Source organism: Wolbachia endosymbiont (group A) of Tromatobia lineatoria (genome assembly GCF_964028565.1).
Lineage (GTDB): Bacteria > Pseudomonadota > Alphaproteobacteria > Rickettsiales > Anaplasmataceae > Wolbachia > Wolbachia pipientis.
In genome coordinates this window covers 652,261-676,389 of record NZ_OZ034791.1, presented here as the reverse complement: position 1 = coordinate 676,389, position 24,129 = coordinate 652,261, and the positions used below count along the sequence as shown (strand labels likewise).

At 35.8% G+C, this 24,129-nt stretch carries 22 protein-coding genes and 1 riboswitch; of the genes, 16 read left to right on the top strand and 6 right to left on the bottom strand.

Annotated elements, in window-relative coordinates; all coding sequences use genetic code 11:
• Positions 1–2 precede the first annotated feature (2 nt).
• The 3 genes from ABWU48_RS03410 to ABWU48_RS03400 form a co-directional block, all read right to left on the bottom strand.
• Positions 3–1,490, bottom strand: coding sequence for a type II secretion system protein GspD (locus ABWU48_RS03410; RefSeq protein ID WP_353288245.1), 1,488 nt, complete (start codon positions 1,488–1,490; stop codon positions 3–5).
• A 134-nt stretch (positions 1,491–1,624) separates the two neighbouring features.
• Positions 1,625–2,989: an ankyrin repeat domain-containing protein gene (locus tag ABWU48_RS03405; protein ID WP_012673105.1), complete on the bottom strand. Its 1,365-nt coding sequence runs from the start codon at positions 2,987–2,989 to the stop codon at positions 1,625–1,627.
• 930 nt (positions 2,990–3,919) lie between these two features.
• The gene (locus tag ABWU48_RS03400; protein ID WP_209472799.1) at positions 3,920–4,594 is read right to left on the bottom strand and encodes a septal ring lytic transglycosylase RlpA family protein; all 675 of its coding nucleotides are present in this window, start codon (positions 4,592–4,594) and stop codon (positions 3,920–3,922) included.
• Between the two features lie 26 nt (positions 4,595–4,620).
• On the opposite strand from ABWU48_RS03400, the gene murC reads away from it, so the two are divergent.
• From murC to fumC, 5 genes are all read left to right on the top strand, one after another.
• Complete coding sequence (gene murC / locus ABWU48_RS03395; protein ID WP_038250394.1) at positions 4,621–6,117, top strand: UDP-N-acetylmuramate--L-alanine ligase; 1,497 nt, start codon at positions 4,621–4,623, stop codon at positions 6,115–6,117.
• A 4-nt stretch (positions 6,118–6,121) separates the two neighbouring features.
• Positions 6,122–7,396 (top strand): phosphopyruvate hydratase, encoded by a 1,275-nt coding sequence (gene eno, locus ABWU48_RS03390; protein WP_353288244.1) that lies wholly within the window; start codon positions 6,122–6,124, stop codon positions 7,394–7,396.
• Positions 7,384–8,406: an Obg family GTPase CgtA gene (gene cgtA, locus ABWU48_RS03385; protein ID WP_353288243.1), complete on the top strand. Its 1,023-nt coding sequence runs from the start codon at positions 7,384–7,386 to the stop codon at positions 8,404–8,406. Before eno ends, cgtA begins: the two co-directional genes overlap by 13 nt.
• Positions 8,407–8,421: 15 nt before the next feature.
• Positions 8,422–8,577 (top strand): hypothetical protein, encoded by a 156-nt coding sequence (locus tag ABWU48_RS03380; RefSeq protein WP_179943761.1) that lies wholly within the window; start codon positions 8,422–8,424, stop codon positions 8,575–8,577.
• 221 nt (positions 8,578–8,798) lie between these two features.
• The gene (fumC, locus tag ABWU48_RS03375) at positions 8,799–10,193 is read left to right on the top strand and encodes a class II fumarate hydratase (RefSeq protein ID WP_353288242.1); all 1,395 of its coding nucleotides are present in this window, start codon (positions 8,799–8,801) and stop codon (positions 10,191–10,193) included.
• Positions 10,194–10,387: 194 nt separating this feature from the next.
• Here the strand turns inward: fumC and grxD are convergent, their stop codons facing one another.
• Together grxD and ABWU48_RS03365 are read right to left on the bottom strand one after the other, a co-directional pair.
• Complete coding sequence (gene grxD / locus ABWU48_RS03370) at positions 10,388–10,711, bottom strand: Grx4 family monothiol glutaredoxin (RefSeq protein WP_006280013.1); 324 nt, start codon at positions 10,709–10,711, stop codon at positions 10,388–10,390.
• 15 nt (positions 10,712–10,726) lie between these two features.
• On the bottom strand, positions 10,727–10,945 hold the full coding sequence (locus tag ABWU48_RS03365) for a BolA/IbaG family iron-sulfur metabolism protein (RefSeq protein ID WP_006280012.1): 219 nt from the start codon (positions 10,943–10,945) through the stop codon (positions 10,727–10,729).
• A gap of 111 nt (positions 10,946–11,056) precedes the next feature.
• Here ABWU48_RS03365 and ABWU48_RS03360 point away from each other — a divergent pair, with 111 nt between their 5' ends.
• Positions 11,057–11,983, top strand: a complete 927-nt coding sequence (locus ABWU48_RS03360; RefSeq protein WP_010962631.1) for a P44/Msp2 family outer membrane protein — start codon at positions 11,057–11,059, stop codon at positions 11,981–11,983.
• A gap of 14 nt (positions 11,984–11,997) precedes the next feature.
• Here ABWU48_RS03360 and ABWU48_RS03355 read toward each other — a convergent pair whose 3' ends face one another.
• Positions 11,998–13,320, bottom strand: a complete 1,323-nt coding sequence (locus ABWU48_RS03355) for a malic enzyme-like NAD(P)-binding protein (RefSeq protein ID WP_353288517.1) — start codon at positions 13,318–13,320, stop codon at positions 11,998–12,000.
• A gap of 134 nt (positions 13,321–13,454) precedes the next feature.
• Between ABWU48_RS03355 and pgsA the strand changes: the two genes are divergently transcribed.
• The 10 genes from pgsA to lepA all read left to right on the top strand — a co-directional run bounded on the left by pgsA (position 13,455) and on the right by lepA (position 24,068).
• Positions 13,455–13,988 (top strand): CDP-diacylglycerol--glycerol-3-phosphate 3-phosphatidyltransferase, encoded by a 534-nt coding sequence (pgsA, locus tag ABWU48_RS03350; RefSeq protein ID WP_010962629.1) that lies wholly within the window; start codon positions 13,455–13,457, stop codon positions 13,986–13,988.
• A gap of 120 nt (positions 13,989–14,108) precedes the next feature.
• A complete protein-coding gene (locus tag ABWU48_RS03345; RefSeq protein ID WP_353288241.1) occupies positions 14,109–15,050 on the top strand; it encodes a hypothetical protein in 942 nt (313 codons plus the stop codon).
• A gap of 60 nt (positions 15,051–15,110) precedes the next feature.
• Positions 15,111–15,818 (top strand): outer membrane protein assembly factor BamD, encoded by a 708-nt coding sequence (locus tag ABWU48_RS03340; RefSeq protein ID WP_209472811.1) that lies wholly within the window; start codon positions 15,111–15,113, stop codon positions 15,816–15,818.
• A 60-nt stretch (positions 15,819–15,878) separates the two neighbouring features.
• A complete protein-coding gene (locus ABWU48_RS03335) occupies positions 15,879–16,613 on the top strand; it encodes a YebC/PmpR family DNA-binding transcriptional regulator (RefSeq protein ID WP_264706076.1) in 735 nt (244 codons plus the stop codon).
• A 3-nt stretch (positions 16,614–16,616) separates the two neighbouring features.
• Positions 16,617–17,555: a M23 family metallopeptidase gene (locus ABWU48_RS03330; protein WP_264706172.1), complete on the top strand. Its 939-nt coding sequence runs from the start codon at positions 16,617–16,619 to the stop codon at positions 17,553–17,555.
• Between the two features lie 7 nt (positions 17,556–17,562).
• Positions 17,563–18,474, top strand: a complete 912-nt coding sequence (locus tag ABWU48_RS03325; protein WP_264706173.1) for an SPFH domain-containing protein — start codon at positions 17,563–17,565, stop codon at positions 18,472–18,474.
• A 76-nt stretch (positions 18,475–18,550) separates the two neighbouring features.
• Positions 18,551–18,653: riboswitch (TPP riboswitch) on the top strand.
• Positions 18,642–18,917: a SemiSWEET family sugar transporter gene (locus ABWU48_RS03320; protein WP_006280002.1), complete on the top strand. Its 276-nt coding sequence runs from the start codon at positions 18,642–18,644 to the stop codon at positions 18,915–18,917. Its footprint overlaps the riboswitch before it by 12 nt.
• Positions 18,898–19,590, top strand: coding sequence for a thiamine diphosphokinase (locus tag ABWU48_RS03315; RefSeq protein WP_010962623.1), 693 nt, complete (start codon positions 18,898–18,900; stop codon positions 19,588–19,590). The genes ABWU48_RS03320 and ABWU48_RS03315 overlap by 20 nt, the downstream gene beginning before the upstream one ends.
• A 1,211-nt stretch (positions 19,591–20,801) precedes the next feature.
• A complete protein-coding gene (locus ABWU48_RS03310) occupies positions 20,802–22,196 on the top strand; it encodes a malonyl-CoA decarboxylase (RefSeq protein WP_209472817.1) in 1,395 nt (464 codons plus the stop codon).
• Between the two features lie 75 nt (positions 22,197–22,271).
• Positions 22,272–24,068 (top strand): translation elongation factor 4, encoded by a 1,797-nt coding sequence (gene lepA, locus ABWU48_RS03305; protein WP_264706078.1) that lies wholly within the window; start codon positions 22,272–22,274, stop codon positions 24,066–24,068.
• Positions 24,069–24,129 lie beyond the last annotated feature (61 nt).

Below are 24,129 nucleotides of genomic sequence, written 5' to 3'. Positions count from 1 at the left end.
ATTTAATATATATATAAATTCTTATCTTTTCTATCTAACAAACCAAATGTTGGTACGATTGTTGCTTTTAAAAAAATGACAGTTTCTACTATTCTAATATTATTCGCTAGCCTTTTTGATTTCTGATGCAATAAGCTTTGCTTATCTTCTCTATGTTCTATAAGCCCGCCGATTACCATAATTTCACCGCTCTTAATTTTTAACATAGAGTTCATTTCTCTGATTTCAACAATTGGAATGTCGCTATTTAATTTCATTTTACTCTGCTGTGCGACGTACTCTATATCTGGATCTTTAGTGTAGCCGTTAATTCTTGATAAAGTTGGATGTATATCCATGAATATTTCACTAGTATCAATGTTAATGCTTGGGTGGATTATTAGCACAACACCTATTGGGACGCTATTCATCTTGGTAATTAAGGTCTGATTAGAGTTTCTAGTATCTTTTTGTATATCGGAGGTAAAATAAATATGGTTTTTAGTAAATGAAATCATCGCTTGCTGATTATTTATAGCATGTACTCTGGGGCTTGAAATTACAGTTGAAGTGCCAAATTTGTCTAAATTTTTTACTAAATCTCCTAGATCATTTGCACCAAAGTTCATTGCTAGGTTAATAATGGAGTTATCTTGATTTATTATAGACTTAGTTCCATCTTGTAAGTCATTTAAGTTCATACCAGAAAGGTATTTGTCATCTAGCACAACTTCAACTATTTTTGCCTCTATCATTACTTGAGAAGACGCTAACTTCTTAACCTTATTAATATATTCTTCAACAGCTTTGTGGATATCTTTTCTAGCATTCAAAATAATAACACCAGCTTCTCTGTTGGATGAAAGGAATTCGCCATCATCCACCCCGTTAACATCCATTATTGCATTCAAGCCTTTTTCTAATGAATTCCATAAGTCACTACTGTATTGAGACTTCATAACATTGTTATAGTCCCTATCAACGTTACTTCCATCACTGTTAGTAATATTGTTATTAATGACGAAACTGCTTTGAGCAGAATGTTGAATATTGATGAAGTCTACGTAATAATTTTGTGCGTATGGCAAGTCCTGCTCAATTCTAATTACACCATTACTTGTTGAGTAACGCAGTTTGGCGCTATTTGCTATACTCTGAATTACTTCGTTTATATCCTTATCTTGTAGCTTTAAAATAATATTACCTGATATTTTTGGGTCCATATCCAAGTTAACGTCAGAAAGTTTTCCTATCTCAATCAGCAAATCCTTTACTGATACTTCTTCACTAACATTAATAGAAATAAGCTGATTACTGATTGTGAGATCGGGAAACTCTATTGGTAAAGGCATAATTTCTGGTATTGCCGGTTCATTAATCTCCAAAGAGGTGTTATATTGTTGCAACGGATAATCGTGCTTATAATTGTCTATGTTAATAGGATATTGCTTGGTAGGTAGATGTGTGCAAGAAATAATGAAGAGGAGTATTAAGCATTTTAAAATAGCCATTAGAACAGCATACAAAATCTATACTAATAGATTTCTATAAAAATATTAAAAATGTATTTAATCTCATTTTCATCGAGCAGATAATTGTCGTGTATTAGCTTTGGCTATGTATTTTTTGTATACTCTTCTTGTACTTAAATGTAGACCAGCATAGCCCTAATTTTTTTATATATTGTACTTCTTTCTCTGTATTTAATAATAGGCTTGAAAATAAATGGTAAGCCTATAATTGTTAAGCTTAGAGCTAGGGTTGAAAGTATACAACAGGCTTTGTGTTTACTATGTAGCTCTTTCAGATAAAGCATCAAAAATCTACAAAATTTTTTGTAATTTTCTTCGATGTTTTTTTTGCTATGAGCCTTGCTAATGAACATATCTATTGCGGTATGACCGTTATTGCACTTAATGTTAAGGTCTGCACCTTTTTCTGTTAACAACTGAGCTATATCAAAATAATCCTTTTGAACAGCAAGATGTAGAGGTGCAAAACCTTGTTGCTCACAAATGTTCATATTGGCTCTAACTTCCAATAACATTTTCACAATTTGTGTATGGCCTTTTTTAACTGCGAGTAGCAAGGGAGTTCTGTTACATTTAGTAACAGCATTAACGTTTACCTTAAGCTTCAATAAGAGCTTAACTGTTTTAGTGTTACCATTATGGCTAGCTTTATGCAGCCTAGCGTTACCATTAAAATCTTGATCGTTTGCTTCTATTCCCTTTGAAACAAGAAATGTTACCATTTTTCTATTATTATGCTCAATAGCGCAATCTAACGCATCAAAACCATGGTTGTTTTTTGTGCAAAAAAACTCTTTAAGTTTAATTTTATCGTTACTTGCTTGCTGTTTTTTTGCAATAAGTTTTACTATTTGCATTTTGTTGTTATACGCTGCTAGGAAAAGCGTAGTGTTATTTTCTGCATCTTTGGCTTCTATATTTGCACCTTTCTTTATCAGATATTCTATAATTTCTGCTCTGCTGTCATAATGTGCGGTGCATTGATAAATGGTTAAAAACAAAGGAGTACGAAAATTGTTATCTTCACATTCGAGATTTGCTCCGCTATCAATTAAAATTTGGACGCTTTTTTTAGAACCGTATAGTGAAGCTATATGAAGAGGAGTATAGCCCTCTTTGGCATCTTTTTCATTAATTTTTGCGCCTTTTGTTATCAAAAAATCTATTAATTCCGTGTCATCTTGTAGTGCAGCAAGGTGCAGTGGAGTGAATCCATTTTTATCCTTGGAATTAATTGTCAGTTGGTTAACAAAAAGTTTAGCAACTTTCTTGTGTCCATGCATAATGGCGTAATGCAGAGGGTTTCTATTTTCGTTGTCTACGACATTGAAATCAGCTTCGTGCTCTAGTAATGACTTTACTCCAACTAAATCGCCTTCTTTTGTGAACTTATGCAAGAGAGTGATTCCACTTGCATCTTTTGAGTTAATATCAAATCCATTTTCTACTAATTGGTTTATATCTTCCTCACGCGCCATATCACTTAAATCTCTAATTAAACTCTTTTCGCGTTAATAATACTCCTACTTGATTAAGTTTAAATGAATCTGTGAGAAATGGCTAGTGCATTCTTGCATAACAAACTTTTGGCAGCGCATTGGATGAAACGAAAAACTTACTTGACAAACTCCGCCAGCCCTCCTATCATGAAACTGAAGCTATTTATTTATCTTCGCAATCTCTGCAGTGGATTAATGACAAAAAACTTAATGTATTTGGCGTAAATCATGCTTAATTTTTTGCACTATGTGCACCTCATGTCTTTATAAAACTTTTAGGTTTCTACCTATACAAGCCGAAACGCGCTTATAAAGTGTTTAAGACAGTAAAAGACGTCAAATAGACAAGGGAGAATTTGAATACTAGCTACCCTAGGGTTTCTTTGCCTTTTTTTTTATTTGGTAAATTTCTTAACATTTATAGCTAAACGACAACTGTCATTCCTGTAAAGGTCAAGTATCCCGCTACTTGTTAGCGGGATCTAGAGATACCGTGACGGTATGACGTAGGATTGCTGTCATTCTGCTACTTGTTAGCGGCTGAGATACCGCGAATGAATCGCGGTATGACGGTTCACGGTGGCATGACGATAAGCTCGTCATCCCGCTACTTGTTAGCGGCTGAGATACCGCGAATGAATCGCGGTATGACGGTTAGCGGCGGCATGACGTAGGATTGCTGTCATTTCGCTACTTGTTAGCGGCTGAGATACCGCGAATAAATCGCGGTATGACGGTTAGCGGTGGCGTGACGATAAGCTCGTCATTCCGCTACGTGTTAGCGGCTAAGAGATATCGCGGTGGTATAGCTATAAATTGTTGATATCTTTTTTATATCACATTTTTAACTTACAATAGTTAGCCAGCGTTCCTTACATTAACCAAATCTTTCAAATTCTGCACTCACCACTACCTATAACTCACTTTCACGCAATATTGATCGTTCTTAAAAAGCAATCTAACATTTTTTATTCCTTGATTGCGAAGCTTTGATGCAGCTGATTTAGCAGCCTGAGCACTTTTAAAAAATGCAACATATCCCTTACTTTCTGCACTGTCTTGTTTCGGGTGACGTTTCTGCATTTCTTTTTCATATTGCTTTCTGTAATGAGGAGTATTTTGTATCAATTGTTCTGACATCTTTCTTAGGTATTGAACTTTTACTTTTGCAAGCCCAGATTTATGAAATCCTAAGACTTGAGCTGCTTTTTCTGATAAGTCTATTATTCTGCCTTCAATAAAAGGCCCTCTATCGTTAACCCTTGTAACAAGCTTTCTTCCATTTTCTAAATTAGTGACAAGAACAAAGCAGGGTAAGGGCAAAGTCTTATGCGCTGCAGAGATCAAGTGACGGTTAAACGCTTCACCATTTGCTGTAAGTGTGCCATGATCTTCTATTCCATACCACGATGCTATCCCTATCTCTTCATAGTGTTTACAGTTTTTTGGGTGATAAGTTATACCATTTATTGTGTAGCTGCTGCCAATTTTATAATGACCTGCAGTGCAGTTAAACCTGTTGCTAAAACTGCAGCTACTTATCAAAACAAATATTAGACATAGAAAGGTTAGGTTTTTTATCATTGTATTCGGTAAGAGGGTTCGATACTATGAGGATTTTAAATTATACTATAATAAATTTAGTAATGAGTAAACATCTACTGCTAAATATTAACAAAACTCAAAAAGGAATAATACATATTATTGGTATAGGTGGAATCGGAATGAGTGCCATTGCTGAAATTCTTCACAATTCCAATTGCAAAGTTCAAGGCAGTGATGCACAATCAAACGACAATATAAATAAGTTACAAAAGCTAGGTATAGAGGTTTTTATTGGTCACAATGCTAATAATATAAGCCAAGCTCAAATAGTTGTACATTCTTCTGCAATAGAATCTGATAATGTGGAGTTAATTGCGGCAAAAAATAACAATAAAACCGTTTTGCATAGATCAGACATACTTGCTGAAATTATGAAAGGTAAATATGTGATAGCGGTTTCAGGTTCAAGCGGAAAGACAACAACAACCGCTATGATTGCTTCCATTTTTGATCATTCTGGCATTGATGCGACTGTAACTGTAGGAGGGATATTAAATTCCTATAAGAGCAACTTCAAACTTGGAGGGAGTGACACTTTTCTGATCGAGGCTGATGAGTCTGATGGAACTATGCTAAAAATCCCTGCAAAGATTGCTGTCATAACAAGTATCAACAATGACCACATAGATTATTACGGCACATTTGATAATATCAAAAATGCATTTTCCCAATTCGTGAATAATGCAGGTTCTGCAGTTTTACCTGATTCTGTAGACATCGATTATGATGCGGGTAATTCTATAACGTTTGGGTTTGAGAATGGTAGCATAAGAGCCAGCAACATTAAACAGCATGCTAACAGCATAGAATTTGATGTGTTGAACAACTGGATTCCAGCATTACGTGCTGGAATGACAAAAGGAAAGTGTACAGAGATGTCATCCCAGTGCGTGACACTGGGATCCAGCCCTTTAAAAAACATAGTACTATCAAATGCAATTGGAATTCACAAAGTAAGCAACGCCCTAGCTGCAATATCAGTTGCGATAAAGCTCGGAATTAGCGATGCAGATATTAAAAAAGGCCTTTTGGAATTTCAAGGAGTAGCAAGAAGATTCTCTTTGATTGCCGATATTAAAGGTGTTAAGTTAATTGAGGATTATGCCCATCATCCAAATGAAATATATGCAACTTTAACGGCTGCACGTTCGATTACTAAAGGAAAAGTAATAGGAATTATCGAACCACTTCGTTTTGCCCGCATTCGTAATTTTTTTGATGAATTCATACGAATTTTCATGATGTTTGATTATGTCATCCTCACTCCTGTTCATCCCCCAGAAGACAAGCCTATTCCTGGTTGTGGGATTGATGATATACAAAAAGCTTTAATCAGTAATGGATTTAATAACACAAAAATTATGAATGATGCTTTGCTCATTTCACATTTTATTAGTGATTCGACAAGTCCAAGTGATATAGTATTATTTATTGGTGCTGGTAGTAATATAGCTAAATTGGCAAAGGAAACTGCAGCACTTATTGCGGAAGTTAAGGTTTAATGTAATGAATAAGATAATCAATAACGTATTTGCAAGAGAAATTTTAGATAGCAGGGGTTACCCCACTATTGAGGTAGAAATTGAGCTCTGTGATGGTGCAATAGGCAGGGCATCTGTACCTTCTGGAGCTTCAACCGGTAAATTAGAAGCCTTGGAACTCAGGGACCAAGATGAGAAAAGGTATTGTGGTAAGGGAGTACTGAAAGCTGTTCAAGCTGTAAATGGGATAATAGCAGATGAAATCATTGGAATGAATGCAGCGGACCAAAATGCAATTGATAAAGCATTAATTGAACTGGATGGAACAAAAAACAAATCAAAACTTGGAGCAAATGCAACTTTGGGTGTGTCTCTTGCAGTTGCAAAAGCAGCAGCAAACAGTTTCAAAATGCCGCTATATAGATATTTGGGAGGAAAGCAGACGAGTGTTATGCCGGTTCCACTCATTAACATAATTAATGGTGGAGTACATGCAGACAATAAGCTCGATTTCCAAGAATTCATGATTCTTCCGGTCGGTGCTGAGACTTTCAGCGAAGCGATTAGAATATCTGCGGAGGTATTCCACAACTTACGTAGCATTCTTAAGAAAAAAGGTTATAGCACAAATGTAGGGGATGAAGGTGGTTTTGCACCAAATATTGAAAGTACTGAAGAAGCACTTGATTTGATCATACACGCTATAGAATCAGCAGGTTATTCAGCGCAAAGTGATTTTGCACTAGGCCTTGATGTTGCTTCATCTACTTTTTATGAAGATGGAATTTACAAATTTGAACACAGAGATCTTACTTCAGAAGAGTTGACTGAATATTATTGTAATCTTGTGGAAAGATATCCAATAATTTCTATAGAAGATGCAATGAGTGAAGACGACTATGAAGGTTGGAAATTACTTACTGCAAAATTGGGGAGTAAAATTCAATTGGTTGGGGATGATTTGTTTGTTACAAATTATGAACTGATATGCAAAGGAATAGAGGAAAAAATGGCAAATGCTGTACTGATCAAGCCAAATCAAATAGGGACGTTAACAGAAACTTTTGCTGCTATTGAAATGGCAAAATCAAATGGCTATAAAGCTGTTGTTTCTCATCGCTCAGGTGAAACAGAAGACACAACAATATCTCATATAGCAGTTGCGTCAAATTGCGGGCAAATAAAAACCGGGTCGCTATCGCGTTCTGATAGACTCGCGAAGTATAACGAGCTAATCAGAATAGAAAGCGCATTAGGAAAGGATGCTAAATATTATCGTGGGTTAGCATGGGTTTTATAGACGAAGTAAAATTGTCTTTAAAAGCTGGTGACGGTGGTGATGGCTGTGCAAGTTTTCGTCGAGAAAAGTTCGTTGAATTTGGTGGTCCAAATGGTGGTAATGGAGGAAAGGGTGGAAACATAGTTTTCATCAGCGACGCTAATCTCAACACTTTGCTTCATTTTCGTTATAGAAGACACATTAAAGCAGATAGTGGAAAAAATGGTGCAGGCAGGGATAGATCTGGCACAGCAGGGAAAGACGTTATACTTAAAGTTCCAGTCGGTGCACAAATAATTGATGAAGAAAGTGAAGAGATAATAGTAGACCTTGACAAGCCTGGTATGGAATTTCAAGTAGCACAGGGTGGAAAAGGTGGACTTGGAAATACTAATTTTAAATCTTCTACTAATAAGGCACCAAGACATTTTACTTACGGTCAGCCTGGCGAAGAAAAACATGTATTATTAAAACTAAAAGTTTTATCAGATGTTGGAATTATTGGCATGCCAAACGCAGGTAAATCAAAATTTTTGACTCGCTGCTCAAATTCCGATACAAAAGTAGGCGATTATCCATTTACCACCGTAAGACCTCATTTAGGCATGGTAAAAGTGGATGATAGCGAAGTTGTAATAGCAGATATTCCTGGAATAATTACTGATGCTCACCTTGGAGTTGGGCTCGGGCATAAATTTTTAAAGCACATAGAAAGGTGTCAAATTTTACTTCATTTAATCGATGTAACTCACGATAACGTTGTTTCGGCTTATAGTTGTATCCATAATGAATTGGAACTTTACAATAGTGATCTTGTTGAAAAAGAAGAGATTGTAGTATTAAACAAATGCGACTTATTGAGGGAAGCAGAAATTCTGGAAAAGAAGAATCACCTAGTTAATTATCTCAATAAAGAAGTGCTGTGCTTATCAATTAATGGTGATTTACAGCCTATTTTAAGATTATTAAGTGAAAAATTGAAAAAGAGTAATTCTAAGGAAATCGATGTATATGATCCTTTTAAAGCGTAAATTTTCTATTTATGGATGTACAAGAATGGTAGCGTGCAACCAGAACTAAGCGTACAGCTGTGCAAACATCGTGATTTGAGTCCACCAGAAGGGTGTCATCCCAGTGCCCAGACACTGGGATCCAGGAATTTTATTAAGTTGGTAAGCATAAAAGTAGCCGTTTTATGTTAAAATACAACGTTTTGATGATTATGAAAAGGCTGGATTCCAGACTGGAATGACACCATCATAAAGTGAATCAGTGTCAGCTACTTGCATCTACCATGCAAGTTAACTGAAAATTGCAATGTTCGTACACTTGACTACTTGGATCTAGTATGATTTAATTAACCAAGAAGTAGGCATGAAAAAATTATGTAGTGAACCAGTTTGCATAACACCAGGAGGAAAATATGGATAGAAAGACGAGAATAGAATCAGACAGCTTAGGGGAAGTAAAAGTACCAAGTGAACATTACTGGGGAGCACAGACTCAGCGTTCTTTAGAAAATTTTAAGATTGGCACAGAAAAAATGCCAGAGCCTCTGATTAAAGCATTAGCAATAGTAAAACTTGCAGCAGCGCGTGTTAATATGAAACATGGTGTTATAGATGATAGGGTAGGGGACGCAATTTGCACAGCCGCGAGGGAAGTAATAGATGGCAAATTTAATAATGAATTTCCGCTTGTTGTTTGGCAAACCGGATCCGGAACGCAGACTAATATGAATATGAATGAAGTGATCAGCAATCGTGCAATAGAGATTTTAGGTGGTAATTTGGGTAGTAAATCTCCAATACATCCAAATGATCATGTGAATTATGGTCAGTCGTCAAATGACACCTTTCCAACAGCAATGCATATAGCAGCAGCAGAGCAAATAAACTGCTTGCTTATTCCAAATCTTGAAAAATTGCATAAGGTGCTGGATAATAAGGTTCAGGAATTTAAAGATATAATAAAAGTAGGACGTACTCATCTGCAAGATGCAACGCCCCTAACACTAGGACAGGAGTTCTCTGGCTATGCAGTCCAGATTAAAAAGGGGATAGAGAGAGTAAAATCAACTTTAAGTGGTATATACGAGCTTGCACAAGGTGGCACTGCGGTTGGCACGGGACTCAATACTAAAAAGGGTTTTGCTGAAGATTTTGCAAAGCAAGTTGCAGGAATTACTAACCTTCCATTTACTTCAGCAGGCAATAAATTTGAAGCGCTAGCAGCAAATGATGCTTTAGTTGAGCTCAGTGGAACACTCAATACAGTAGCAGTCAGTTTAATGAAAATTGCAAATGATATAAGGTTGCTTGGTTCTGGTCCAAGATGCGGAATTGGGGAAATAATGTTACCGGAAAATGAGCCTGGTTCTTCAATTATGCCAGGTAAAGTGAATCCAACTCAGTGTGAAGCGGTGACTATGGTATGCACTCAAGTTATGGGAAATCATGTTGCTGTAACCATTAGTGGTTCAAACGGTCATTTTGAATTGAATGTGTTTAAGCCAGTGATAATTTACAATGTTTTGCAGTCTATAAGACTTTTAGCTGATGCAAGTTTAAATTTTACAGAAAAATGTGTAATTGGTATTAAAGCAAATGAAGAGAGGATAAAAGATTTACTGAATCAGTCGTTGATGTTGGTCACTATATTAAATACGCATATAGGGTACGACAATGCAGCAAAAATAGCGAAGCTTGCTTATAAAGAAAATATCACTCTAAAAGAAGCAGTAGCAAAACTTCAACTGCTCACTGAGGAAGAGTTTGAAAGGATAGTGAAACCAGAAGAAATGGTAAATTATTTGTAACCGCTCACACTTAATTCTTCAATCTCACTAATAGAAAGGCCAGTAAACTTGACAATAGTGTTAACATCAACATTATTATCTTGCTTTGTCTACCTTATTTTGCCGCTCCCCTGAACGGATACGGTTTAAGACATAAGATCCTTTTTCATAGCTATACTACGTTATCCAGCGTCTGGGCACTGGTTTCTTGGTACTTATTCCGCAATAATTTTTTTTTCCTTCAATAAACTTTGCAGTTCGCCTTTTTCGTACATCTCGCGAGTGATGTCGCAACCACCAATAAACTCTTCCTTTATATATAATTGTGGAATTGTTGGCCAATCAGAAAACTTTTTTATAGATTCACGTATTTCATCATTCTCCAACACGTTAATATACTTAAACTTCACGTTCAATTTTTTTAGGATTGACACGACGAGTCCAGAGAATCCGCATTGAGGAAAATCAGAAGTGCCTTTCATATACAATACCACATCATTTTCTGTTATATCTTTTTTTATTTGTTCAAAATTGCTCATAAATTCACCTTATTTTTAAGTATTAGTTTCCAGTTGCAAGGCGTGTATAGACTGACCTTCCAGAGCTTTATATACCATTTTATGCTGTTCTATTTTTGTCTTTCCAAGAAAACACTTGGAGTTTATTTTTAAATGATAATGGTCATCATCTCCAGCAAGATCATGAATCTTTATATCAGCGTCGGGGAACGATTGTTTGATGATCCTCTCTAATTCGTGAATTGCAATAGTCATTGATTTGCTTTAAATTACAATACTTTCATTATAAATCTAAAACGATTGAGCGCAATAAAAAGTTGCTATCATAAAAAATAGAAGCATACTATAATAATGGAATGACAAATTATGCAGGGAGGCTTTGTGGTAGGCGAAAGATTTAAATTCACATATCTATTGGTTTTGCTAACTTTTTCATTTAGGTGCTTATCTTACGATGATAAAATAAATAACTTAGAGAATGTTTACATCAAAGCTAACTATTTTGGAGCATTCTTCAATGCAATAGGTTCTCTAGAAGGAAAAGAAGATGCAGGTGACAATATAACAGAGGGGGTTTTTAGTTTTAATAAGAAGGAGCGAATTGAAGCTGGATACAGTCCTAAATATGTTCCAGGGTTTGCCGGTAGTGCTGCAATAGGGTATTTATTCAAAAATATGAGAGTTGAGTTTGAAGGCTTATATTCTCAGACTAACTTATATGATGAAGATTATTCAGATAAGAAAAAAGCAAGATATATTGAACTTCGTCGTCACAATGATGCGTCTACTGGAGCGGAATGCAATTCACCTTGGAGAAGTGGAAAGGTTGATATTCACATTCAAGAAAATTGTAGTGTTGAAGCAGAGTTCAGAGCTGCATTTAAGATGAAAAATGAAGGTTTTAATAACTTAGCTGGAATGGTCAATGTATATCGTGATTTTAATATAGCAAAAATGCCATTCACCCCATATGTTGGTATTGGTGCAGGTGTAACTAGGGTTAAATTTCTAGGAAAAACCAGATATGCCTTGGCTTACCAAGCAAAACTTGGTATCAATCACCAACTTACAGCACAAACTCAAGCATTTGCTGGTTTACGCTATTTTGGTATCCTTGATAACCAATTTAAAGATATTGTACCAGGAATAAAGATACTAGCTGGTGAAGGATATATTCCTGCCGGTGGAGGAAGTAAAGTTGATGAAACTGCACGTGTTGAATCAACAACTGCAACCATTACCAATAGGTTTGGCATATATGGCTTAGAGTTTGGGTTGGTTTATCACTTTTAACTTTATCCAATAAATTACATATGTGAAGATAGTAAATTCAGCGTGCTGAGAACATTAGAAAGACGAGATTTTAATTGATTTTCATATTTACTCCAATCTTGTATTGCCTTTCTTGCAACACCTGAATCAACTGCGGCTTTTGCAACAGCAGGAGCTACTATAGAAATTAATCTTGGGTCAAATGGAGTAGGTATTATATATTCACGTCCATAGCCCATTTTACGACCGCCATAGACTGCAGATACCTCACCTGGTACTGGCTCACGGGCAAGCTTTGCTATTGCATCTGCAGCTGCAATTTTCATTTCATCATTTATTGTTGTTGCATGTACATCAAGTGCCCCTCTAAATATATAAGGAAAACCCATTACGTTGTTGACTTGGTTGTTGTAATCTGACCTACCAGTTGCAATTATTGCATCTGGCCTCACAGATTTTGCAAACTCAGGCCTTACTTCTGGATCGGGATTGGCAAGAGCAAAAATAATCGGGTCTTTGCCCATACTCTTTAACATCTCTTCATTTAACACATCTTTTGCAGATAGTCCGATGAATACATCAGCGCCTTTTATTGTATCAAGTAGAGAACGTTCGGAAGTATCAATTGCATACTTTTCCTTCCACTCATTCATATCCTCGTTTCTACCTTTGTATATTACTCCTTGCTTATCACACAGCACTATATTTTTAGCGCCCATGGACTTTAGTATTTCTAAACATGCAATACCGGCTGCTCCAGCACCATTCATAATGATCTTAACGTCCTCTAATTTCTTTTCAACAATATCAAGAGCATTTTCTATGCCAGCTGCAACAACCACCGCAGTTCCATGCTGGTCATCATGGAACACTGGAATATCCATCAGTTCATTCAGGCGTTTCTCTATTATAAAACAATCGGGAGATCTTATATCTTCTAAATTTATCCCCCCCCAACTTGGCCCAAGATACCTTACTGCATTGATGAAATCTTCTATATTTTCTGTACCAACTTCTATATCAACTGCATCAATATCAGCAAAACGCTTAAATAAAACAGCTTTGCCTTCCATGACAGGTTTTGCAGCAAGAGGACCGATATTACCAAGTCCAAGCACTGCAGTGCCATTTGAAATGACAGCAACACAGTTGCTTTTTGCTGTATAATCATAAACAACCTCAGGATTTTTAGCTATTTCAAGGCACGGAGCTGCAACACCAGGGGAATAAGCAAGTGACAAATCATACTGGGTAGATAAAGGTTTTGTTGGCATGATTGAAATTTTACCAGGGTTACCACCTCTGCTGTGATACTTAAGCGCTTCTTGTTTTGTGGTACTATCTAAATCATCGTTCATCATTACATCCTTATATTTTAAGCTTGTATTTTTTAAGTATATGGAGTTTTTATAAATGTTCAATTGTAAATTATTAACTTGTGAACTCTGTTGTACTTCTGTATAAGTTTACCTATTACGTAAGATGATATTACATGCTTAAAAAAAACGTGCCTAATTTGCTTACAATTTCTCGTGCACTTGCAATACCAGCAATAATATTAAGTTTTTATATAGAAAATAAATATGCAGGCCTGATAACAATATCAATCTTTGTGTTTGCGTGCATTACGGATTTTTTTGATGGTTACCTGGCGCGTGCGTGGAAAGTCCAATCAAAGTTTGGCAAGCTATTTGATCCAATTGCTGACAAATTAATAGTGGTTTCAACGATAATTATGCTAGTTTATAAGCATAAGATAAATGATTTTACAATAGTACCATCGATTATCATCATCTGTCGGGAGATATTAGTCTCGGGTTTACGGGAGTTTCTGATAGCTACAAATGTTAGTCTACCTGTAAGCAAAGCTGGAAAAATTAAAACATTTTTGCAGATGGTTGCTGTAGTAGCGCTAATAATGAACGATTATTATATGATTCAATATACAGGTGCGATTTGTTTATGGGTTGCAGCTATTATAACTATGTGGTCAGGCTATAATTATATCCTAGCCGGCATCAAATAGATTGATTAAATCTCCTAGGAAATAGTTAATAGACAAGAGTAGTTAATATCTTAGTGATATTGACTCAGAAAGCAAAAAGGTGTATAATTGTATTAACTTACTACTAATTAGGTTAATATTATGAAAATACCTAGTGGCAAATTTTCTTCTACTAAAAAGGTTCCAGGAAAGAATAAGAAAAAAAGAGATTTTGAACCATTAGAAGAGTTTTTTTGGGATTTTTGGCCAACAGTTGATAAAGAAGTCAAAAGAGAAAGGCTAGAACAAGAACTATTAGCACTAAAAAAAAGAGAGCTATATAGAAAATGTGCATCATTGGCAACAATGGTCCCATTTACATTGCTGATGGCGATTGAACTGGAAAAAACATATAGCGATCAGGTATTACTTGGCGTGATAAGTGGCGCGCTAAGCCACACTATATTACCTTTTACAGTCTTATCTCTTATTTGTACGCTATATTTAATTTACAATAATAGGAAGATAGCACAAAAAGAACGAGAGTTGGAGATTATTGAAAATGGAGAGGAAGTAAAGGAAAAAGAGCACAATATTTCTGATATAGGTCAGTGTTTGATCTATATTGAGGCTATAACAACTGCACTGGTTATTGTAGGTATGATAATGGGTGAAACATCTTCACTTGAAGCAGCAGAGGATGCAATTTTATTTCTTGCCAATGCAATTGCTTTTCTTGCAACTCTTGTTTCTTATATTGATAAGCATGAAAAAAATAAGAAAAAGGAAACAGAAAAGTCTGATCTTGATGAGAAATCTAGCAAGAAAACTAGCAATATATCTGTAGCCGGATTGGCGCTTGCTGGTTCTTCTGTATTTTTAATAAGAAGGATAATGTTAATAGCATTAGCATCGTCCTTAAATCCTGCTGTTGGAACTACTTTAGGCTTGGTAGGTATTGCAATTTTTATGGCTGTACAGGTCTTAACTATACATTCCTACAGTAAGACGCTGAAAGATCCAAAAGTGGAAGGACGAGGTGAATCAAGAAATGCAGGTAGTTCTGACCGTAGTTATAAAGAAGAAGGACCGGCTGTTGCCTAAGAAATTTATTTATTTAAGTAATATTTAGGTCTATACTTTATTTTGATCGAAAAAAATCTTATGTATAAGACTTTAATCACGTGCTTTATTTTCCTAATTTGCTCCTTTACACAATCGTATGCGGATGATCTTGAAAAAACTGAAACTGAACTATATGAAGAAGCAGTTGAACTTTTTGACCAGAAAAAATATAAACAAGCTATTAGGGCATTTCATAAGATAGAGGATTTGTATCCTTTTTCTTATTGGGCAATGAAAGCAAAATTATTATCTGGGGTCTCTCACTATAATATGGGTAACTATAGCAGTGCTACAAGTGATATGGATGATTATATATATGTTTATTCAAATGGTGAAGATTTACCATATGTATACTACTTAAGAGTATTATCTTATTACATGCAAATTAATAAAGTGCAACTTGGACAGCAAACTGCATATAAAACTTTAGAGCTAGCCACTGAGTACATTAATCTCTTTCCAGGCAGCGAATATGTAGACGAGATAAAGGAAAGAGCAAAATTAATCACAGAACATATATCAACAAAAGAGTATTCTATCGGTAAATTTTACCTGAGGCGTGGTGAATATTTAGCAGCAATTAAGCGTTTCCAGAATATGGCAAGCTATAAGGATTCTAAATATTTTTCTAAATCTATTAACTATTTAATAGCAGCCCATTCAGCTATTGGCCTTGACTTAGAAGCTGAGCAGTATGAAAGTATGTTATTAGCAGAAAACCTGCAAGATGCCAAGCCGGAGGCTTGAAAATTTGCTTTAGCTTTTTCTATGCTTTTATATATAATTTAGATTTTTAACTATTTGAATATGGCTGGTCATTCACAATTTTCAAATATAAAACACCGGAAAGTTGCTCAGGATGCAAAGCGCTCTCAAAAATTTACGAAGCTGATTAGAGAAATAGCAGTTGCTGCAAAGCAAGGGCTACCCGAACTCAACCCGCGCCTTCGCTCTGCTATATTTGCTGCACGCAAGGAAAATCTACCAAAAGATAAAATAGAAACAGCAATAAAAAATGCAACTGGTAACGTTGCTGGAGAAAATTACGAGGAAATACAATATGAAGGTCATGGGCCTTCTGGTACTGCACTCATTGTCCATGCCTTGACTAATAACCGCAACCGTACTGCTTCTGAGGTACGTTATATCTTTTCTCGTAAAGGTGGAAATTTAGGAGAAACAGGAAGTGTTAGTTACCTTTTCGATCATGTAGGCTTAATCGTCTATAAAGCAGAGGGTGTGAATTTTGATGATTTATTCAGTCATGGAATCGAATTAGAAGTATTGAATGTTGAGGAAAATGACAAAGAAGGATTACACGTTATAACTTGTGAAATAAAAGATTTTGGTAAAGTACGCGATGCCTTTTATGCAAAATTCGGAGAACCAGAACTTGCTCGTCTTTCATGGCAGCCAAAAGATCTGATTGAAATTAGCGATAAAGAGTTGATTGATAAATTATCTGCATTGGTTGAAGAATTAGAAGATAATGATGATGTACAGTATGTGGAAGGTAATTTTACTTTTGTTGATGCTGTTTAAATGATGAAGCTGATTGTATTTATGCTGCTCTTTATCTTACCGTTATATACCGCTGAAACATCAACAGATCTTGCACAGCCATTCCAGCATGGAATCAGAAAAAAAAAAGCTACTTTGACGACAGAAAGTGATAGAAAGTTGTTATTCATATCCAGTACCATAAAATCTTCCTTTTTTGCCACGGAAGGGTTGGCGCCAAATACAGTGGTGAAATTGATCAACATATATAAAGATTTCGGTGTTGATTTTAAAAAAGACATTGTGCCGAAGAGTAAATTGGAGGTTCTTTTTGAGAGATTGCCTAATAATCAGAAGACTGAAGAAAAAATTTTATATGCTTCACTGACAATAAACAAGAAAGCTATTAGTTTATATCATTATAAATCGCAAGACGGCAAAGAAAGGTATTTTAATAAAGAAGGAATAAGCTTAAAAAATGGCGAAATTTTTGCAAATCCTTTAAATGGAGATTATCGCATATCCTCAAAATTTGGCAATAGAAAGCATCCTGTTCGCGGTAAAATTGCTTTTCACAAAGGAGTGGATTATGCAGCTAAACTTGGCACTCCCATATACGCTGCTGCAGAGGGTGTGATAGAATATATAGGAAAGAATGGTGGCTATGGAAATTACATCAAAATAAAACACAAAAATGAATATTCAACCTGTTACGCGCATATAAGTAGATTTAGTGGCGATATAAAGTTAGGCTCTAAAGTAAAGCAGGGGCAGATCATCGCTTATGTTGGTAGCACTGGTGTTGCAACAGGACCCCATTTACATTACGAAGTTATATATAATGGCAAACACATTGATCCGCTTACGATAGCACATAAAACTAAAGTAAAATTGCCTGATCATGAATTAAGAGAGTTTAAACTATTTGTAAATAAGATAAATAAAACGATCAACAGAGAGGGTTCAAGTGAAAAAGAAGTTTAAAGACAATATGGATAAGAATACGATAAACGATAGAAATTTGAGTCAAATTCGGTTTTTTCCTGCATTAATACTAGCGGTAATACTAATGGCAATACCGTTATCACTACTTGCGATGTATGATACTCTGGCTTTAATACACAATAGCCTGGTTTCAATGGATGGTACTGCTTTAGTATTAATAATCCCATTTGTGATCCTATTCGTGATCCTATTCATAATTTTACCTACAGGGTTTTTTATCAATCATCCTAATGAAGCAAGAGTGATAGAATTTTTTGGTCATTATATTGGAACTTATTTTAAACCAGGAATGTTTATCACAATCCCATTTACAAACAAACATGTCATTTCTCTAAAATTTCAAAATATCAACACAGAAAAAATAAAAGTGAATGATGCAAATGGAAGTCCAATAGAGATTTCTGCAGTAATTGTTTGGAGAGTGAGCAGTCCTGCAAAGGCGTATTATAATGTTAACAACTATCACGAATTTGTTTTTGTACAAAGTGACTCGGTAATTAGAGAATTGGCGAGCAATTATCCGTATGATAGCGAAAGCGATGAGGAGTCTTTACGTAAAAATTCTGATAAAATTTCAGATGAATTGCGGTCAATGTTACAACAAAGATTAGATATTGCAGGAATTGAGATTACAGAAGCAAGAATATCGCATTTGGCGTATTCGTCCGAGATTGCACAAGCAATGTTAAGGCGTCAACAAGCACATGCTATCACTTCGGCAAGAAGGCATATAGTGCAAAATGCAATAGGAATTGTCGAGGAAGTAATAGCTCATTTTGAAAAAAACAAAAGCTTACAATTAGATGGCAAGCAAAAGGTTCAATTGATAAATAATTTGTTGGTTGCCCTAATCTCTGAGCAAGATGCACAACCGACGATTAGTTTAGATAATAATTAGCATAGAAGCCGATTGGGTTTCATAAATGCAAGTCACTATTAATTTCTTGATTAATAGACTAAATGATGTTATAAATTACACGCATTAGGGGTGCTCTAGAAAAGCTGAGAGTACATAAAGTACAACCCTTTGAACCTGATATTGTTAAAGCAAGCGTAGGAAAATGTATGTATATAAATATTGAAGAATGCTTCGGCTTCATTGCGTTAATTGCATCTCTAATTGGATTATCACCTCAAGTATATAAAGCATATATCACTAAAGTTACTCGTGATGTATCGATGTTAATGTTAGTAAACTATCTTATTTGTTCATTGTCTTGGATTGGCTATGGTCTTTACCAGAGCTCAATTTTTGTGGTGCTTAGCAATATTGCTGGATTAGTGATTAGCATAATATCAATTATTCAAAAATGTTACTACGATGCAAAACCTGCACCATGATCATGTGCTGCACTGCAGTACACAACAACAATATCGTTCTATTGTAGTGCTAAATGGAAAAATACCGAGCTCATCGTTTTTTAAACGAGATATACCTATTATTGCTGTAGATGGAGGAGCAAACAAGCTTCTATCAATTGGCGTAAAACCCGATCTTGTAGTAGGAGATTTGGATAGCGTAAATCTGGATTTACGTGCTAATTTGAATACGATATATCTACCTGATCAAGATTATTGCGACTTTTCTAAAGCAATGGCTCACTTAAAAACAGTAAAGTTATTGCCATCAATAGTAACGGGTATTACTGGAGGAGCAATTGATCACATACTACAGAATATTAACATTTTTCTAAGTACGGGCAGTATCTTTTACACACCTTCACCTCCCATGGTAGGTTACACTTTACAAAAAGGTATTACCCATTTTTTTTCTTTGCCAAAAAATACTAAAATATCTTTACTTGGTATACCGAGAGCTCAAATATCAACTAAAGGATTAAAATGGGAACTGCACCTTAGTAATCTTGCTTTTCCGGGAAAAAATTCTTGCTTTAATCGAAGTTTAGGCAATAAGGTATCCGTAGAAGTACACAGTGGTATATGTCTAGCAATGATTTATTTAGAGACAGTAGATGATGCTGCAAGACATCATGTGCGTCAAGTTAAGAAGTAAATAGACTTCTTGCATAACCCAAACTAAGTAGAAAAAAGGTATCATCCAAGTAGCTGACACTGGTTCCTTTATGACGTTTCATTCCAGTTTCAGCTACTTGAATGACAGCAGTCCTACGTCATACCGCCGCGGTATCTCTTAGCCGCTAACAAGCAGCGGGATGACGAATTGCTTAACCGTCATACCGCGATTCATTCGCGGTATCTCTTAGCTGCTAACACGTAGTGGGATACTTGATCTTTACAGGGATGACGGTTGTCAGGCTAGCCTGTCATCCCAGTGCCCAGACACTGGGATCCAGGAATTTTATTAAGTTGGTAAGCATAAAAGTGTTATGTAAAATACAACGTTCTTGATGGGATTGCGTGAAAGGCTGGATTCCAGCGTCACGCGCTGGAATGACAGCAGTCCTACGTCATACCGCGATTCATTCGCGGTATCTCAGCCGCTAACAAGAGATCCCGCTAACAAGTAGCGGGATGACGGTTGTCGTTCAGCCACAAACATTAAGAAATTTACCAAATGAAAAAAAAGGCAAAAGAAGCCCTGAGGTTATTATCCGCTTTAAAATATTGGCGTTTTTTATGTTTTAAACGCTTGACAAGTGAGATTCAGCCGCTTTTAATTGCAACTAACCTACGCTGCAAATGTTTAAGAAATTTACTAAGCAGAAAAAAACACAAAGAATCCCCGAGTTAGCTAGTCTTTTACTATCTCTGTCGAGTATTGGCATTTTTTGATGTCTTGTAACGCTTTATAAGCGCGTTCAGCTTATTTAGATAAAAATCTAGATGTAGATGAAGTTTTGTAAAGACATACAGTATCTATATACTGCAAAAAATTGAACATAAGACGCCGATACATTAAGTAATCCTTACCTTTTAATCTGCAGATTGGCGAAAGCAAATACAATAGCTTCAGTTTCATGATAAGTGGGCTGGCGGAGTTTGTCAAGCAAGTTTTTTCGTTTCTACTGAATGACAGTTGTGGCTTGGGAGGTAGTGCAAGAAGTCTATTGTATTACTGAATTATTAATAATTCAGTAATAGTGCCTGCTATGTAGCTAAAATTTTCCTTTAACTTAAGCTATATGTAGCTAAAATAACTTGGGTTTACCGACAACCGTCATCCCGCTGCTTGTTAGCGGGATCTAGAGATATCGCGGCGGTATGACCCTGACTTGCATTAGCTATGTATAATAAAGGGAATCTATGACAAAAGAATCATTGGTAAAAACTGATATAGTGAAAGTTGAAGACAAAAAGGCGGTAAGAAGCTTTTTTAAAATACTAGGTGGAGTGGCAGATGCTGTAAGATCGTGGATTGGTAACATCAGTCCTGATTTAAGCAACAGTCGCGATATCGATAGTTTAGTCTTGAAGATGAACGAGTGCTTAAACCCAAAGGGAGGGGAGGTTTCAGCACGTAAGAACGCTGTATCTCTTGGTAACCTGTACTTGAGCTTATCAGAGAAAGGTAAAATAAAATTTCTACAAACCCTGGCAGAAAAATTTAATCCGAATAAAGCGGAAATAGATGAGAAAATTAGAGAGTATAAGAAAAACCAAGATCCCGAGTTAAACTATAAATTTGAACAGGATTTAATAAAAATTCTTGAATCACCGCGTTCTAAAATATTGAAGCAATTTATTTCTTTACCAGAAGGCCTTAAGTTTATTGTTGATATGCGTTCTGACGTGCTTAAGCTAAAGAACCAATATAGAAGCTTGAATCCACTAGAAAGCGAATTAAAAAATATACTCTATACTTGGGTTGATGTTGATCTACTTGATCTTCGTCAAATCACCTGGGATTCACCTGCATCATTGCTAGAAAAACTTATAAAATATGAAGCTGTGCATAAAATTTCCTCTTGGGATGACTTAAAAAACAGGCTGGGTCTCTGTTTTGCTTTTTTTCATTACAAGATACCAAACGAACCTCTAATTTTTGTAGAGGTTGCATTGGTGGATAAGATTGCAGATAGCATTCAACACCTTTTAGATGAGTCAGTACCTTCAAATGATCCGAGTAATGCAAGCACTGCTATATTCTATTCAATATCAAACACTCAAGCAGGGTTATCTGGAATCAGCCTTGGTAATTTTTTGATCAAAAGGGTTGTAGAAAAGCTATCACAGGAGTTTAAAAGTATAAAAACATATGCAACTCTTTCTCCAATACCTGGCTTTACGAAATGGCTAAAAAACAATCTAAACCAAGATGTCACTTTATTGGGCAAACTAAATATAAAACAATCTAGTGCAGAAATTTTAGAAAGTGCAGAGCAATTAAAAACTAATGTTGAATGTACAAATGAAACTAAACAATACATGCTTAAACTATGTGCATATTATTTACTAAAAGTGAATAATAGTAATGGAAATACTTATGACCCGGTGGCGCATTTTCATTTAAGCAATGGCGCATCAATAAAACAATTAAACTGGATGGCGGATACTTCTGAAAAGGGTATTAGTCAGTCAGCCGGGATGATGGTAAATTATCTATATGAGTTGCCTAAAATAGATAATAATCATGAAAACTATATGGTTAATAAAGTGATTTCCTGCTCGAAAAAAGTGTCGTCTATGTTGAAGGAGTAAATAGTCTCTTAATAAAGGATTGCCCTCACAACACTTAAAATGTAAAATGGTTCTACTTAAGTAAAATAGCCATAAATGAACAACATAAGAAATTTTGCAATAATAGCGCATATAGACCACGGTAAGTCAACGCTTGCTGACCGTTTAATAGAGGAATGTAACGGCCTTGAAGCAAGAGAAATGATCAATCAAATACTCGATTCAATGGATATAGAACGCGAACGTGGGATTACAATTAAGGCACAGACGGTAAAACTCAATTATACGGCAAACGACGGTAATCAATATTGCCTAAATCTCATGGACACCCCAGGTCACGTTGACTTTTCTTACGAGGTAAGCCGAAGCTTAGCCGCATGTGAAGGTTCACTTTTAGTGGTAGATAGTAGCCAGGGCGTTGAAGCACAAACCCTTGCAAATGTATATAAAGCTATTGACAACAACCATGAAATAATAGTTGTGCTCAATAAAGTTGATCTTCCTGCTGCAGATCCAGAAAAGGTAAAACTCCAGGTTGAGGAAATAATCGGTATTGATGCAAGTGAGTCAGTTTTAATATCAGCAAAAACTGGACTTGGAATAAAAGATGTACTGGAAGCAATAGTAGCAAAACTTCCAGCTCCTCAAGGTGATGTAAATGCTCCATTGCAAGCAATTTTGGTTGATAGTTGGTATGACACTTACTTAGGAGTAGTAATTTTAGTGCGAGTTAAAAATGGAGTGCTAAAAAAAGGCATGAGAATTGTTATGATGTCTAATAATGCTACATACCAGATAGATAATATCGGTATTTTCACCCCTAAAAAAGTGATGACGGGTGAACTTTCAGCGGGTGAAGTTGGTTTTATAACTGCTTCAATGAAGGAAGTAGCAGACTGCAAGGTAGGGGACACTATCACTGAGGAAAAGAGACCTTGTAGTGAAGCACTTCCTGGATTTAAAGAAGTTCATCCTGTGGTATTTTGTAGCATTTTTCCTCATAAAACGGATGATTTTAAATATCTAAGAGAAGCTCTAGAAAAGTTACATTTAAATGATGCAAGTTTTACTTTCGAGGCTGAAACTTCAAATGCACTAGGCTATGGATTTCGTTGTGGTTTTTTGGGAATGTTGCATCTTGAAGTTATTCAAGAAAGACTCGAAAGAGAGTTTGATTTAGACCTAACAGCAACTGCACCGAGTGTTATATATAGGGTTACAACACGAAGTGGTGAAGTTTTGAATATTCATAACCCAAGTGATATGCCAGATCCAACAAAGATTGAAATGGTAGAAGAGCCGTGGATTACCGCAACCATAATGGTCCCTGATCAATACTTAGGTGATATTCTATCTCTATGTGAAGAAAGGAGGGGAGAACAGGAGGATTTATCTTACATTGGTAACACAACAACAGCATTGTTAAGATATAAATTACCACTGTCTGAAGTTGTTTTTGACTTTTATGATCGATTAAAATCAATTTCCAAAGGATATGCAAGTTTGGATTGGGAAATTTCCAGCTATCTGGTAAGCCAAATAGATAAATTAAGCTTTTTAATTAATGGAGAGCCCGTAGATGCACTGGCTTGTATCGTTCACAAAAGTAGGGCAGAAAAAAGGGGGCGTGAAATATGTGCACGCTTGAAGGATTTAATACCACGTCAGCAATATAAAATCGCGATTCAAGCGGCAGTGGGCGGAAAAATCATTGCCAGAGAAACGATTAACCCATACAGAAAAGATGTAACAGCTAAACTCTATGGTGGGGATGTAACGCGAAGAATGAAACTACTTGAAAAGCAAAAGAAGGGTAAAAAAAGGTTACATTCTATAGGGAACGTAAATATTCCACAGAATGCTTTTATTCAAGCCTTGAAGATAAGTGATTGATCTTAAAAGACTTCTTGTATAGTTTTTGGCAACAACCGTTAGAAACGAAAAAACTTACTTG